This is a genomic window from Clostridium sp. C2-6-12, from assembly GCF_009928485.1.
In the GTDB taxonomy this organism is placed as follows: domain Bacteria; phylum Bacillota; class Clostridia; order Clostridiales; family Clostridiaceae; genus Clostridium.
The window spans coordinates 1-14510 of sequence record NZ_JAABNP010000008.1 but is presented as its reverse complement, the minus strand read 5'-3'; the positions used below and the strand labels follow the sequence as shown (position 1 = coordinate 14510).

The 14510-nt window shown below is 28.3% G+C and carries 15 protein-coding genes; 2 read left to right on the top strand and 13 right to left on the bottom strand.

The features are described 5' to 3' along the window. Positions 1-59: 59 nt before the first annotated feature. Both GXK56_RS08325 and GXK56_RS27725 read right to left on the bottom strand, forming a co-directional pair. Positions 60-704: a pentapeptide repeat-containing protein gene (locus GXK56_RS08325; protein ID WP_160687009.1), complete on the bottom strand. Its 645-nt coding sequence runs from the start codon at positions 702-704 to the stop codon at positions 60-62. Between the two features lie 176 nt (positions 705-880). Further along, complete coding sequence (locus GXK56_RS27725; protein WP_202127845.1) at positions 881-1024, bottom strand: hypothetical protein; 144 nt, start codon at positions 1022-1024, stop codon at positions 881-883. Between the two features lie 283 nt (positions 1025-1307). Between GXK56_RS27725 and GXK56_RS08320 the strand changes: the two genes are divergently transcribed. After that, positions 1308-1823 carry a ferritin gene (locus GXK56_RS08320; RefSeq protein WP_160687008.1) on the top strand — a complete coding sequence of 172 codons (516 nt, stop codon included), beginning with the start codon at positions 1308-1310 and terminating at the stop codon, positions 1821-1823. 126 nt (positions 1824-1949) lie between these two features. Here the strand turns inward: GXK56_RS08320 and GXK56_RS08315 are convergent, their stop codons facing one another. The 11 genes from GXK56_RS08315 to GXK56_RS08265 form a co-directional block, all read right to left on the bottom strand. Then, positions 1950-3278, bottom strand: a complete 1329-nt coding sequence (locus GXK56_RS08315; RefSeq protein WP_160687007.1) for an ATP-binding protein — start codon at positions 3276-3278, stop codon at positions 1950-1952. A gap of 209 nt (positions 3279-3487) precedes the next feature. Further along, positions 3488-4837 carry an MATE family efflux transporter gene (locus GXK56_RS08310; RefSeq protein WP_160687006.1) on the bottom strand — a complete coding sequence of 450 codons (1350 nt, stop codon included), beginning with the start codon at positions 4835-4837 and terminating at the stop codon, positions 3488-3490. A gap of 178 nt (positions 4838-5015) precedes the next feature. Further along, positions 5016-5627, bottom strand: coding sequence for an NUDIX hydrolase (locus GXK56_RS08305; RefSeq protein WP_160687005.1), 612 nt, complete (start codon positions 5625-5627; stop codon positions 5016-5018). Between the two features lie 185 nt (positions 5628-5812). Beyond that, entirely contained in the window at positions 5813-7717 is a 1905-nt protein-coding gene (locus GXK56_RS08300; RefSeq protein WP_160687004.1) for a bifunctional 4-hydroxy-3-methylbut-2-enyl diphosphate reductase/30S ribosomal protein S1, read from the bottom strand. 19 nt (positions 7718-7736) lie between these two features. Then, a complete protein-coding gene (cmk, locus tag GXK56_RS08295) occupies positions 7737-8417 on the bottom strand; it encodes a (d)CMP kinase (protein ID WP_202127850.1) in 681 nt (226 codons plus the stop codon). Between the two features lie 293 nt (positions 8418-8710). Then, positions 8711-9928, bottom strand: a complete 1218-nt coding sequence (locus tag GXK56_RS08290; protein ID WP_160687002.1) for an NAD(P)/FAD-dependent oxidoreductase — start codon at positions 9926-9928, stop codon at positions 8711-8713. Positions 9929-10082: 154 nt separating this feature from the next. Continuing rightward, positions 10083-10586 (bottom strand): preQ(1) synthase, encoded by a 504-nt coding sequence (gene queF, locus GXK56_RS08285; protein WP_160687001.1) that lies wholly within the window; start codon positions 10584-10586, stop codon positions 10083-10085. Between the two features lie 93 nt (positions 10587-10679). Beyond that, positions 10680-11336: a 7-cyano-7-deazaguanine synthase QueC gene (gene queC / locus GXK56_RS08280; RefSeq protein WP_160687000.1), complete on the bottom strand. Its 657-nt coding sequence runs from the start codon at positions 11334-11336 to the stop codon at positions 10680-10682. Between the two features lie 242 nt (positions 11337-11578). After that, entirely contained in the window at positions 11579-12169 is a 591-nt protein-coding gene (gene folE, locus GXK56_RS08275; protein WP_160686999.1) for a GTP cyclohydrolase I FolE, read from the bottom strand. Positions 12170-12181: 12 nt separating this feature from the next. After that, positions 12182-12850, bottom strand: coding sequence for a putative 7-carboxy-7-deazaguanine synthase QueE (gene queE, locus GXK56_RS08270; protein ID WP_160686998.1), 669 nt, complete (start codon positions 12848-12850; stop codon positions 12182-12184). Between the two features lie 12 nt (positions 12851-12862). After that, a complete protein-coding gene (locus GXK56_RS08265) occupies positions 12863-13291 on the bottom strand; it encodes a 6-carboxytetrahydropterin synthase (RefSeq protein ID WP_160686997.1) in 429 nt (142 codons plus the stop codon). A 310-nt stretch (positions 13292-13601) separates the two neighbouring features. On the opposite strand from GXK56_RS08265, the gene GXK56_RS08260 reads away from it, so the two are divergent. After that, positions 13602-14399 carry a DUF1189 domain-containing protein gene (locus tag GXK56_RS08260; RefSeq protein ID WP_160686996.1) on the top strand — a complete coding sequence of 266 codons (798 nt, stop codon included), beginning with the start codon at positions 13602-13604 and terminating at the stop codon, positions 14397-14399. Positions 14400-14510: the final 111 nt, after the last annotated feature.

Sequence of the window (14510 nt, the reverse complement as noted above, 5' to 3'; positions counted from 1 at the left end):
AGTGTATAGCTGCTTTTTTTACATGTGATAAGTTCCGTATTGTGGCATAGCCACTCTTTTTATATGTGCATACTTTCTATAGCTTTAATAACATAGCTTAATGTATGAAAATCTTTATCTATTTCAAATTTAATATAGTGTAATCCTTCTATTAAAGTGTCTTTGTCAAATTTTTCACTTAAAATCATTAGGGTTAATGTATTAATTTTTCCATCTTTAGTATCAAAAAGTCTTGATTTTTTGATGTATTGATTTTCATTTAAACTTAAAACTAGTTTTTCAAATTCCTCGTCCATTTCAAATTCAGGCATTGTTTCAAAAACTCTTATTCCTTTGCCATCTTCATTTAAATTCTTCGCCTTAGAGATATCGCAACCTACAAAGATTGTATTTTTAAATTTAGCATCAATAAAGTCTGAACCATCTAAATAAGCACCTTCAAAAACTGTATCTTCAAATTTTGCTTCTTTAAACTTACAGCCTTTAAGATTAGATCCTATAAATTCTGAGCCTTTAAAACTGCATCTAAAAAAATTACATTTTTTAAAATGAGCTCCTCTTAAGCTTGCATAATCGAAATTTGAATTTGAAAAATTGCAGTTGTAGCATTTACTTCTATTCAAATTTTTATAAATAAAATTTTTATTAGTTTTTTCAGCATTATCATAATGAAAATTTTCTGGTGCACTTCTGTTTATAGCCATAATTATTTCCTTCCATTTATCAAATAAGTTATTAATTTAGTTTTATTTATATATATTATCATATTTATGAATAATTATCACTATAAGACATTATTTATTTTAGCCATAATATCTTAGATAAAAAACAAATAACCTATACAGTTAATTTAAGAAAATACAATTATTTAAGTTTTTAATTAGTGTTTTTGATTGATGGTAATATCCCTACCTCTTGATACAACTTTATTTTCAATATCTTCTCTTTCTACAAAAGATTTAACCTTTGCTTGTGACATATCTCCAGTATTTAAAATAAGCTTTTCTTTTTTCTCTTTTGACATATAAATTCCCTCCTGCTTTTCATTTATTTTAAAGACTACATTATATATTATTGGTTTTATAATAAAAGTTATACTAAAAAGAACTAAGCCATATTTACTTATGCTTGTGAATAAAAATTAACTGGACATATATCCTATATAATTATAGATAAGTTTTGTATAGAAAAACATTAGCATTTTATGTAAATATGATTTGCTAAAATAACAAAAAAGTTGTAAAATGTTCTTAAATAATATTTATTATTATTTATGAGAGAATTTTATATAAAAGGGAGAGATGAATATGTTAAGTGAAAAATTATTAAAACATTTAAATGCTCAAGTTAATTTTGAAATTTATTCAGCATATGTTTATTTAGCTATGGCTTCTTATTGTGAATCTATTGATTTAAGTGGATTTGCAAACTTCTTTAAGGTTCAATCTCAAGAAGAATTATTTCACGCTATGAAATTCTATGATTATATATTCCAAAAGAACGGTGTTGTCACATTAGAACAAATAGAAAAGCCTCATAGCAATTTTGATAATGTAATTAATGTATTTGAAACAGGTTATGAACATGAGCAAGTTGTAACAAGCAGATTATATAAAATTGCTGACATAGCTACTGAAGAAAAAGAACATGCAACTATAAGTCTTCTTAACTGGTTTATTAACGAGCAAGTTGAAGAGGAAAATACATTTAATACTATTTTAAAGAAAATTAAAAGAGCTGAAAATAATCCAGCTGCTTTATATATGTTAGATGATGAACTTGCAGCAAGAGTTTATACTCCTCCAACTACAACTAACGCTTAGATCAGTTTAGAGTTATGAGTTAAGAGATTAGAATTGAGTAAGAATAATGTTAATATAAAGTATTATATGCTTTAACCTTTAATGAGACATAAAAAATAGAAGGTATAGTTACCTTCTATTTTTCATTTAATTATTTTTTAATGTTCCTTCTAGCCAATTTATAAATTGCTTTGCTGTTCTTGGAGAACGTGCATTATGCCATCTTACCCATTTTAAAGCTTCTGCATGTACATAATCCATATCTACTTCAAGTCCACGTGCTTCAACTATTCCATCTATTATTTTTAAGTATTCTTTTTGGTCTGGCGAATAGAAGGAAACAGTTATTCCAAATCTATCTGATAAAGATAATTTTTCTTCTATAGTATCATTAGCGTGAACATCATCTGAGGCTCTTTCGCTAAAGGTTTCTTTCACTAGATGCTTTCTATTAGTTGTTGCATAGATCAATATGTTATTAGACCTATTTTCTACTCCACCCTCTAAAATGGTCTTTAAAGCCGAATAACTAGCCTCTCCATCTTCAAATACCAAATCATCAACAAATATTATAAATTTCAATTTTTTATTTTTAAGAATTCTTATTATTTTTGTAAAATCTACAAGCTTATTTTTATCTACTTCTATAAGTCTTAAGCCTTCACTATAATATTCATTTATAATAGCTTTAACAGTCGAAGATTTTCCAGTGCCTCTAGAACCATATAGTAAAATATTATTAGCTGGATATCCACTTAAAAATTGTTTAGTATTTTCAATGATTGTTTCCTTTTGATCTTCATATCCAACTAAATCTTTTAATTTAATAGGATCTGGTGCATCTATACCTCTAAGATAGGTTTTGTCTTCTTCGTGCTCCCAAACAAAAGCTATATATTCACCAAATATTCCAGTTCCATATTGCTTATAAAACTCTATAATGTTTTCCAAAGAATCTCCCCAATTATCGCAATTAAGAATATTTAATTTTAGTTTATCCATTGCTTTATACGAACTATAATCTTCATTAGAATTAACTTCAAAGTTTATTAATGAGCTTATAATTTCTGCTTCAAATTCTTTTGCCTTAGACTTATGTATAATAGCTTCTTTTAAATCCTCTGAATTGATGCTTGTAATATATTCAAGAGCTTTAAGCTCGTACTTAACTTGCTCTACAATGTACTTATTGCTTAAATCCTCACGATCAATCATAGCTGTAAAGGAATTATTGTCTAAAAAAATTAAATCAATTATGTACTTCTTAAATGATATCCCCTCAGCTTTTTTTAAAAGCTCATAAACAAAATCATTGTAAAAGGTAATTCCTTTTTCTATAGAAATATCCTTTTTACTTAGATATTTTAATAACTTTTTGTATTTTACTAATACACTATCTTCTCTTAAATTAGTAAAAATACATAGTGAATTTATAAGTACATTTGCTTTTTTGATTTTTTCGAATTCTGTATTCATATCTATTGCCCCCCATAGAAATTAAATTTAATAATAGTTTACTACTATTACAAGAAATTTACCATCTTTATTCTGACAACCATATACAGCTATAAGTTATGAGTTCATAGTTAAGAGTTAATGATGAAATTGCAACTCTATTTCTAAAAAATATCAATTTATCTATAAGCCTGTGGCTTTTCTTCCTTAATTATTAACTGTAATATAATTTACACAAATGCTTTACCTTCCCACTTACGATTTTTCCATCTAAATATTACTAAAATAGCTCTAAAACACTCATCTGAAGCTAAGCCAATCCATATTCCTATTAACCCAAGTCCACATGGTATTGAAAGTACATACCCTAGCCCTACAGCTATAACCCACATAGAAAAGACTCCAATAACTACTGGAAATTTAACATCTCCCACTGCTTTAAGCGCCCCTATACCAACAACATTAGTGGCTCGTCCTATTTCTAATATCACATCAATCCAAATTACTGTTGCACCAAGTTTTATGATTTCTTGGTTTTCAGTGAATATTCTCATTAAAGGATGCCCAAGTATAGCAAATATTCCAGCCATTCCTGTAGATAAAATTATAGCTTTTTTTATTGAAAAAAATCCAAAATTCAAAGCCGCATCATTTTTCTTTTCACCAATTAACCTGCCTACTATTATTCCATTACCTTGGGCAAGTGCAGCTGAAAATAAAACTGCAAAGCTTACTATATTATTAACATAACTTCTTGTTGTAACAGTTTCAACACTTATGGTATTAATAAAGCTCATTAATGCAAGCTGAGCTAAACTATAAGACATATTTTCACCAGCTGATGGAATTCCTATTGTCATAACATTCTTAAGATGTATAAGGGGAAGAGGCCATAATAATTTTATTGAATAACCTTTGAGTATCTTTATATAAACAAAACCTCCCAATATACATAATCCAATAAATTTACTTATAGTTGTCCCCAGTGCTGAACCTACTACTCCAAGTTCAGGAGCGCCAAATTTACCAAAGATAAGTATGTAATTAAGAATTGCATTTATAACATTAATAAGCAGTGTTACATACATGCATATTTTAACATAACCATGAGGACGCAAAATAGCAGTAAATGTCATTGATATTGCTTGAATGAATATAAATCCACCTACAATCTTTAAAAAATCATTAGCTAAATATAATATATCATTAGAAGTATTTAATAGTTTTAAAAATTCTATTCCTAAAAATGATAATATTAAGCTTAAAACTAGTCCTATTAAAGCATTGTAACCAATAGACATACCACATAACTGAAATATTTCATTACTCTTCTTTCCATCCTTATTGGCACCTATATACTGGGCCACTAAAATAGAAGTACCTGCAGTTATTACTACAAAAAGTAAATTAATCATATTTATTATTTGATTAGATACTCCTACTGCTGCAACTGCATTATCAGAATATCTGCTCACCATTAATGTATCTACAGTTCCGAGGGTCGACAATAGTAAACTTTCTACGAAAATAGGCCACGTTATTCTAAGTAATTTCTTCTTAATTCTTTTGTTTTCATCCATATTAAATACCCCTTTTACTTAACGTTTATTAACAAAACTAATTATATTCCCAATAAAATATTTATACTACTGTGAAATATACTAAAAACTAAAATAATCTAAAAAAATTAAAAAGACCAGAAAATGAAGTAGTTAAATAAAACATATCATTTTCTAATCCTTTTAATAATATTTATAGTTATTCAACAAATAATTTTTCTCCCAACAATGCAAAGCTTTGAAGGAGCAAAAAACACTTAATATCAAATTTTTCTTTTGTTTGTATTAACTTTTTGGCTTCCTCTTGTGATATTAAAAGTGGTTCTATACATTCATCGGCTTCAAGATTTTCATCTGATATTTCACCTGTACATGTGCAATATACAAGTGCCAATGCTTCATCTGTCATACCTGCTGAAACATATACTTTTTCAGCGCCTCTATTTTCTAAAACCTCTTCTAATTCTAATCCTGTTTCTTCTTTTAATTCTCTGCCAATAGTACTTTTTGCAGTTTCACCTGGATCAATAAGTCCTGCCGGTAATTCATATACAAAACTGTTTAGAGGAATTCTAAATTGTTTTATTATAACAAGTTTCTTTTCTGTCTTATGATAAGCAGCAATAATCACTCCATCATTAGTATCTTCTTGATTTTCAAAATACTGCTTTTGAAGGGTTTCATTATTTTTTCTTGAGGCTACAGTCCATGTTCTAAGCTCTCCAATTTTATTTTCATATTCTGCTTCATATAAGCTTAAATATCTTGTTTCAGCTAAGGGTTTTACCTTAGTAACTTTATTTACTTTCATATGTCAATTATCCCCTTTACCTCTTATATCTATTTTCTTAAATTACTATAAAAATAACAAGCTAGTATACTTACTTATTTATCTGCCAACTTAAAACACAAATTAATAAAATAATAAATGTGTATTTTAAATTATTAGATATATAATTTGCACCTAACTTGTTATTTTAATTTATTAGCTTAAATTTAGATATCTTTTATACTTAAGCTTATTCTCTTATTTTCTTCATCAACGCTTAAAATTTTAGCTTTGATTTCTTCACCAATTTTCAATACTTCTGATGGGTGTTCTATTCTATTGTGTGATATTTTTGAAATATGAACCAAACCATCTACTCCAGGTTCTAATTCAACAAAAGCACCAAAGTCGTTTAATCTAACAACTTTACCAAGAACAATAGAGTCTTCTGGATATTTTGCTTTTGCATTATCCCATGGTTTTTCTTGAAGTTCTTTAATACTAAATGATAATTTTTTAGCTTCTTTATCTAAGTCAATAATTTTAACTTCAACTATTTGACCTATCTTTAATATATCGCTAGCATTCTTTATGTGGTTCCATGAAATTTGTGATAAATGTAATAATCCATCTATTCCATTAACCTCAACAAAGGCACCAAAGTTTGTGAATCTCTTAACTTCACCGCGAACTACATCACCTATATTAAAACTTTCCCAAGCTTTTGCATCTTCAGCATTTTTAACTTCTTCTAATAATATTCTTCTTGAAGCAACAACCTTCACTGGATTTTTAGCTGAAAAGTCTATTAATTTAATTTCTAAGTTTTTACCAACATATTCATTTTTATCTTCAGTAAATTTAACATCGATTTGAGAGCCAGGAACAAATACTCTAACTCCTTTATAATCTCCAACTAATCCTTTTTCTTTAGCTTCTTTTATAGTTATTTCAAAAGTTTTGCCTTCATTAAATAGTACTTCTAATTCTTTGAAAGCTTCTTCTCTTTCATATTCTAATCTTGATAAAACTACATATCCGTCATTATTTTGTAATTTAATAACTTTAGCTTTGATTGAGTCACCAACATTAAGCTTATCAGCAAAAACTATAGGATCTTCCTTAGCTGATAATTCTGAATATGGTATAACACCATCAGCCTTATATCCTACAAGAGAAACTATTACAGAATCTCTAGTCTTTGAAAGGATATCTCCTTGTACTTCATCACCAATAGCAAACCTTTTATCAAGTTCATTCATTAATGATAATTGATCTTCAAAATTGTTATTTTCTGTGTTCATAATATCAAGTACCTCCTTAATAATCCAATCTGGTGTAGATGCACCAGCTGTAACGCCTATTTTTTTTATATTTTTATTTTTAATAAAATCAAGCGGCAATTCTTTAATATTTTCAATGTGAATTGTATTAGGACAGTTTTCTTTTGCTATTTGATACAATTTAGTGGTATTTGAACTGTTTTTTCCACCAACAACTATCATAGCATCTGCATCCTTTGATATTTCATTTGTACTTTTTTGTCTAGCCTCAGTAGCTGAACAAATTGTATTAAAGGCTAATACTTCATTCACATCACTTAAGCTCTTTAAAGTATTTTCCCAATTTTTAAGTTTCTCAGTAGTTTGAGATACTAAACATACTTTCTCAGGTATTGGCTCCTCAAAAGTACCATCCTTCGTAATTATAGCTTTATCTTCACACCATCCATTTATACCAACTACTTCAGGATGATTTTTATCGCCTAATATTACTATATGATAACCATCATTTGAATATTTCTTAACCTTTTTTTGAATATTAGTCACAAAAGGACATGTAGCATCTAATACAGTTAATTTTTTTTCCTTAAGTATATTTAAAACAGCTTGAGAAACACCATGAGACCTAATGACAATTACATCATCAGCTTTTAATTGATCTATATCTTCTAATTCAATTGAAAATATATTATTTTCTTCTAAAAATTTTACAACATCGTTATTGTGTATTAAAGGTCCTAAAGTATAAATCTTTGCATTATATTCTTTTTGAATTTTTAATGCTTCATTTACAGCTCTTTGAACTCCAAAACAAAATCCTGCATTTTTTGCTAAAACAACTTCTCTCATTATGATCTCCTTATTTAGCTTACTTTCCTTTTTCAATATACTCATTTATTGTATTTACAACACCATTAATATCTAACGCAGTTGTATCAATTTCTATTGCATCCTCTGCTTTTCTTAATGGATCTGTTTCTCTATGAGTATCTTTGTAATCTCTTTCAATAATGTCTTTTAAGATTTGTTCATAAGAACATTCTACATTTCTTTCTTTTAATTCCTTATATCTTCTGTTAGCTCTTTCTTCAGCACTAGCAGTTAAGAAAAATTTAAATTTGGAATCTTTAAGAACAACGGTTCCAATGTCTCTTCCATCCATGATTACATCAAATCTATTTGACATATCTCTTTGAAGTTTCACAAGCATTGTTCTAACTTCAGGAATACTTGCATATGCAGATACCTCGCTACTAATGTTTGGCATAGTAATTTTTTCCTGAATATTTTCACCATTTAAAATCAAATCATCATTTTCAAAATGCATTTCCATAGTGCTTATAAGTTCACAAATTTCATCAACTTTATCTGGTGATAAGTTATTTTCAATAGCTTTTAAAGCTACCGCCCTATACATTGCCCCAGTATTAATATACATAAGGTTATATTTTTTTCCTACTAATTTTGCTATAGTACTTTTCCCAGCTCCTGCCGGTCCATCTATTGCTACTGAAATCTTCAAAATTTTCTCCCCATTTCTAAGCCTCATTAATTTTGTCTTCAATAAGATTATATAATTTTTTCTTAATTCAAACAAGAAAATATTTATTTATTCAAAATACTTGTGTTATATGACTTAATTCTGCACACACATAAAATATATCTTATTATTTGGGTAAAATATTATAAGATGAAAAATGAATAATTAAGGAAGAAAAGCATTCTGTTCTGGCTTTTCAAAATAATAATAAAATTATATTCCTAAAGAATATCCTCCTCAATCATCCATTTAACTTAAATTTATATTAAAAACATGTATACACATAGTTAAGCCTTAAAACACTAGATATTATTCCCTGCAATATACCCTGTAGAAAATGCAATTTGAACATTATAGCCACCTGTAAAGGCATCTACATCCATTACCTCTCCAGCAAACGAAAGATTTTCTACTATTCTAGACTTCATAGTAGATGGGTCAATTTCTTTAATATCTACACCGCCAGCTGTTACAATTCCTTCTTCAAGTGGTCTTAAGCCCTTAACGTCAAAGGCTAAATTTTTAATTACATTAACTAAGTTTTTTCTTTCTTCTTTTGTTATTTCATTTACTTTTTTATTATCTGGAATCCCTGATAGCTTAATAATCATAGGAATAAGCTTTTGTGGTAATAATTCATCTAAGGAATTTTTAAAATCTTTATTTATATATTTACTGAAATCCTTTTGAATTCGCTTATCTAACTCACCTAAATTTAAAGCAGGTTTTAAATCTATATATAATTTATATTTTTTATCATTCTTTATGAATCTGCTTCCGCTTAATATAAGAGGCCCAGAAACTCCAAAATGAGTAAATAGCATCTCTCCAAAGTTTTTATAAACTGTCTTTTTGTCATTTTCTTTAATAACAACTTCAACATTCTTCAAGGATAATCCCATTAGTTCTTTAATACTCGGATCTGTCACTTCAATTGGTACAAGCGCTGGCATTAAAGGCACAATATTATGACCTAGCTTTTTTGCAAATTTTTGTCCTTCACCTCTTGAACCAGTAAGAGGATAGGATGCACCTCCAGTTGCCATAATGAAATAATCACCTTTTAAATTTTCACTATTATTAATTTCAAGAGCTGTGATTTTATTATCTTTAAATTTTACATCAGTAACCTTTGAATTTAATCTAATTTGTACATGTGTCCTGCTTAAAGCATTTGATAATCCTCGTATAATATCAGAGGATTTATCTGACTCAGGAAAAACTCTATCTCCTCTTTCCACTTTTAATTTTATTCCTTCACCTTCAAAGAAATTCATTGTATCATCATTAGTAAAACTATATAAAGAACTATACAAGAAATGTGGATTTCCAGGTATGTATTCAAAAAACTCAGATATATCCTTAGCATTAGTAACATTACATCTTCCTTTTCCAGTAATAAATAATTTCTTTCCTATTCTTTCATTACCATCTAATAATATTACTTCATGTTTTTTAGCTGCTTGAAGAGCTGCCATCATACCTGCAGGACCTGCACCTATAACAATAACTTTACTCAAATTAAAAACCCCCTTAATTCAATTGACAATGAACAATTAACAATTACAATTTACTGTTTCGTTATATTCTTTAACTTACCTCTAGTATAACTAAAAAAATACAACTTAAAGAAAAGCCCGCAGGCTTTTCCTCCTAAATTGTTAATTATCCTAATTATCTGTTGTCGACTTTTTCTGGATACATATCATGATTCATCATTCTAAATGTAGCCATTTCTTCAAATTTAGTTCCCTTCATACCATAATTACAGTATGGATCTATGCTTATACCACCTCTAGGAGTGAATTTTCCCCATACTTCTATGTATTTAGGATCCATAATCTTTATTAAATCCTTCATTATAATATTCATACAATCTTCATGAAAATCACCATGATTTCTAAAGCTAAATAAATATAATTTTAAAGATTTACTTTCAACCATTTTAATATTTGGAATATAACTTATATATATAGTTGCAAAATCTGGTTGACCTGTAATAGGACAAAGACTTGTAAATTCAGGGCAATTAAACTTTACCCAATAATCGTTATCTGGGTGTTTATTATCAAAAACCTCTAAAACTTCTGGATTATATCCATAATCGTATTTTGTGCCTTGATTTCCAAGAAGGCTAATTCCTTCAAGTTCTTTTGATTTTCTTCCGCTTTCACTCATTATTTTTCTCCTCTTCTATTTAAGAATAAATTAACATATTGTACTAGTAAAATTAATTGTTTTATTATAAACCAGCAACAAGGAGTTAATTTATTATTTATTTTCTTTACTGGCCAAATAAGTATCTAACCCTTTTTTTCTTAATACGCAAGCTGGACAAGTTCCACAGCCATCTCCAATTACTCCATTATAGCAAGTAAGCGTTTTTTCTCTTATATAATCTAATTTTCCAAAGCTATCTGCCAGCTCCCAAGTTTGAGCTTTATCAATCCACATAAGTGGTGTATGAACAACGAAATCATAATCCATAGCTAAATTTAAGGTAACATTTAGAGATTTGATAAACACATCTCTACAATCAGGATATCCACTAAAATCTGTTTCACAAACTCCAGTTACAATATGTTTTGCACCTTTAACCTTAGCAAGTACTCCTGCAAAAGTCAAAAATAACATATTACGTCCTTCTACAAAGGTTGAAGGAAGCTCTCCATTTTCTCCAAGCTTTATTTCAATGTCATCTCTAGTTAAAGCATTTGCTGCTAATTGATTAAGCAATCCCATATCTAATATGTGATGTTCTAAACCTAATTCCTTTGCAATACTAGTTGCACATTCTATTTCTTTTCTATGCTTTTGATTATAATCAAAAGTAACAGCTATAACTTCATCAAATTCTTTAAGCGCCCAAAACAAGCAAGTAGTAGAATCTTGTCCTCCACTAAATACCACAACAGCCTTTTTATTCATATTATTTTCCTCCAATTATCTATTTAAGAATTACACTATTATGCACGATGCATTTTTAAGAGTGTTTTTTGCATATAATAAAAATTATTAATAATCAATTCACAAAAGCTTGAAAGGTTTTATACATAACTCCTATACAAACTTATATTGAGTAGTGCAGATAAGTTCCGCATTGTGGCATAGCCACTCTTCTTAGAAGTGCATAGCACTCTTTTTATATGAGTAATTCTTAACTGATTTCATTATTTCATTATTAATAACGCTTCTTGTCTTAACATATCATTTGACTGAAACTGTCCAATAAATGTAGTAGTTGTAGTAAGGGTTCCAGGTTTTTTTATTCCTCTAGAAGTCATACAACCATGTTCTCCTGTTATAAGTACACCAACATCCTTGCTCCCTGTAACCATAGACACAATTTCAGCAATGTCACTTCCGATTCTTTCTTGGAGCTGAAGTCTTCTCCCAACCATATCTGCTATTCTTGAAATCTTACTAAGACCTATGATTTTTTCTTTTGGCAGATATACTACAGTAACCTTCATATTATACATAAGTGCTAAGTGATGTTCACAATAACTATGAATAGGAATATCTCTAACGACCACCATATTTTTATGAGTTTCAGAAAAGTCTTCATTTTCAAAAGTTGTTCCAAACATTTGAGCTATTTCTTCATTTGAAAGTGTCATACCTTCAAAAACTTCTTCGTACATTTTCGAAACTCTTTTAGGTGTATCTAGTAAACCTTCTCTATTGGGATCATCCCCTAGGGCAATAATAATTTCTCTTATACATTCTTCAATTTTTTTAGTATCTATCTTCTTTGGCATATCTCAACCTCCTTAAACTCCTCTTGCATTTTTGTCCCAAATTATTTTATGGAGCTGTACTTGTAATCTAACTTTATTTAAATTTTTATCCTTCATAAATTCAACTATTTCCTGCATAGCTATATTTCCCGAAACAGGACTTAAATAAACCAAGCATTTTGAAGTTAAATCATATTTAGTAATAAGTTCATAAGCCATTTGTAAGTCTTCCATACTACCTACAACAAATTTATAAACATCTCTGTTTTCTACAACCTTTAAATTATTCATATTCATAGAATCAGTCATTTTGCTGCTTGGTAGCTTAAAATCAACTATATAACTGATATTATCACCTTTATGTTTTCTTTTAAAGGGTTCAATATCAATAGCTCCATTTGTTTCTATATGTATTTTCAAACCATTATCTAAATTTAAAAGAACTAAAAGTTCATCTATATTATCTTGAATAAGAGGTTCTCCACCTGTTAATGTAACATTCACTACATTATTTTCCTTTATATAATCATAAATTTCCTTAGCACTTAAAGTTTCACTTGTACTTTCTGTGCCCCAAGAATATGTGGTATCACACCAGGAGCATCGTAAATTACATCCTTGAAATCTTATGAAAACAGCAAGTTCTCCAGATGTTGGACCTTCTCCATCTATTGATAAAAATTTTTCAACTATATTAAACATTTTTACCTCCAATTAATCTTCAGTATATATACAGCTATTATTTGGTGTTTCAAATAATTCAACTTCGCAAACTGCTAACCCTTTTGCTTTTAATCTGTTAAAAATATCTCTAGACATTTCTTCAGCAGTTGGTCTGTAGTTTACAAAATAAATATTAAAGTTATTAGTTAATTCATTAAGTTTATTGGCTAATTCTTTTCCTTCTTCATTGCTTTCAATAATTAATTTATGGTCGAAAATCTCACTGATTTCCTTTAAAGCATCTTTAAAATTTGAAAAATCATCAACCATACCTCTAAGCTGACCTTCTTTATGTAAAGTTTCTGCTTTTAATTTAGCTATTAATTTATATCTGTGCCCATGAATATTAGAACATTTCCCATCGTATCCACTTAAATAATGAGCCATATCAAATTGTACTTCACTTTTTATTATAAACATAATTTTCTCCTTTTGTTTTAGTAATATATTTTTTTAAATCATATAAATCCTTATTTTTAACATAAAAAAATAGTTTTGTCAGTGCAAAAACTAGCACAACAAAACTAACCTTAAATTTCACTAATTTAAAATTAAATTGCCTAGTTTTGTTTAGAGACAGGATGGTCTAACGAACTGTCTATATATTTATTTAACTCACGTAATGATAACATATTTCAATTAAATATGCAAACATTCTGTCACATTCTGAATCAATGTGATATAATTATCAAGAATCAGATAATTTTACATCAATTGAGGAGGTCTTTCATTGAACACCAAAATGGGATTTAGGCACAAATTTGCATACAGCTTTTTCAATTTCCCTGCCTATAAAGAATTTTTAGCACAAGGATTTGGAAAAGCACTTTTATATATTTTCTTAGTTACTTTAATATTTTCTACAATAACTAATGTAAATAGAATAAATCAGTTTTTATCTGAAACAACAGATATGCAAACTGAATTTAATAAATATGCCCCACAATTTGAATTAAAAAATGGTTTGCTAACTGTAGATTCGGCTGAACCAATATACTATAGAAAAGATGGTTTTACCTTAATTGTTGATACAACAGGTAAAACTAATAAATCAATTTCAGATACATATGCTGATGTTGTCTATATAGATTCAAATGAATTTATTATTAAACAAAGATATAAAACTGTTCAAGTTATGAAATTTTCAGACATTCCTGAAATGAATGTAACAAATAAAACAATACAAAATATAATGTCTTTATTAAAAATAATTTTCCCTGTAATGTTATTATTTTTTGATCCAATAATATCATTTATATCGAATTTAGCATCAGGATGTATAATATTAGCACCACTAAGCTTAACGATTAGTTCTTTTATGAATGTCAAATTAAATTATCGCAAAACCTGTATATTAAGCTTTTATGCTATGACAATGCCATTGCTGCTTGAAACATTATTAGCTATTTCGGGTATTGTTTTAAATGAATTTTCGGTTTTATTTTATTTAATATCATTAATTTATTGTGGGTTAGCAATTAGAGAATTAAAAAACAAAGATAAATCAAATCTAAACATTTTGAATTAGCATTATTATAAGGTGAACTTTAAGAGAGCAGTAAAAATACTGCTCTCTTTATGTGCGTGTGCCCAGCATGGGCACGTACTAATCGGTGAAAGTCCGTAATGGGGGCTGATA

Bases quoted from the DNA above. Each gene is read 5' to 3' on its own strand.
- GXK56_RS08320 (WP_160687008.1), top strand. From the start codon at position 1,308: ATGTTAAGTGAAAAATTATTAAAACATTTAAATGCTCAAGTTAATTTT.
- GXK56_RS08305 (WP_160687005.1), bottom strand. From the start codon at position 5,627: ATGAAAGTAAATAAAGTTACTAAGGTAAAACCCTTAGCTGAAACAAGA.
- queC (WP_160687000.1), bottom strand. From the start codon at position 11,336: ATGAATAAAAAGGCTGTTGTGGTATTTAGTGGAGGACAAGATTCTACT.
- GXK56_RS08310 (WP_160687006.1), bottom strand. From the start codon at position 4,837: ATGGATGAAAACAAAAGAATTAAGAAGAAATTACTTAGAATAACGTGG.
- queE (WP_160686998.1), bottom strand. From the start codon at position 12,850: ATGTTTAATATAGTTGAAAAATTTTTATCAATAGATGGAGAAGGTCCA.
- GXK56_RS08300 (WP_160687004.1), bottom strand. From the start codon at position 7,717: ATGAGAGAAGTTGTTTTAGCAAAAAATGCAGGATTTTGTTTTGGAGTT.
- queF (WP_160687001.1), bottom strand. From the start codon at position 10,586: ATGAGTGAAAGCGGAAGAAAATCAAAAGAACTTGAAGGAATTAGCCTT.
- GXK56_RS08265 (WP_160686997.1), bottom strand. From the start codon at position 13,291: ATGTTTATAATAAAAAGTGAAGTACAATTTGATATGGCTCATTATTTA.
- GXK56_RS08325 (WP_160687009.1), bottom strand. From the start codon at position 704: ATGGCTATAAACAGAAGTGCACCAGAAAATTTTCATTATGATAATGCT.
- GXK56_RS08315 (WP_160687007.1), bottom strand. From the start codon at position 3,278: ATGAATACAGAATTCGAAAAAATCAAAAAAGCAAATGTACTTATAAAT.
- GXK56_RS27725 (WP_202127845.1), bottom strand. From the start codon at position 1,024: ATGTCAAAAGAGAAAAAAGAAAAGCTTATTTTAAATACTGGAGATATG.
- folE (WP_160686999.1), bottom strand. From the start codon at position 12,169: ATGCCAAAGAAGATAGATACTAAAAAAATTGAAGAATGTATAAGAGAA.
- cmk (WP_202127850.1), bottom strand. From the start codon at position 8,417: ATGAGGCTTAGAAATGGGGAGAAAATTTTGAAGATTTCAGTAGCAATA.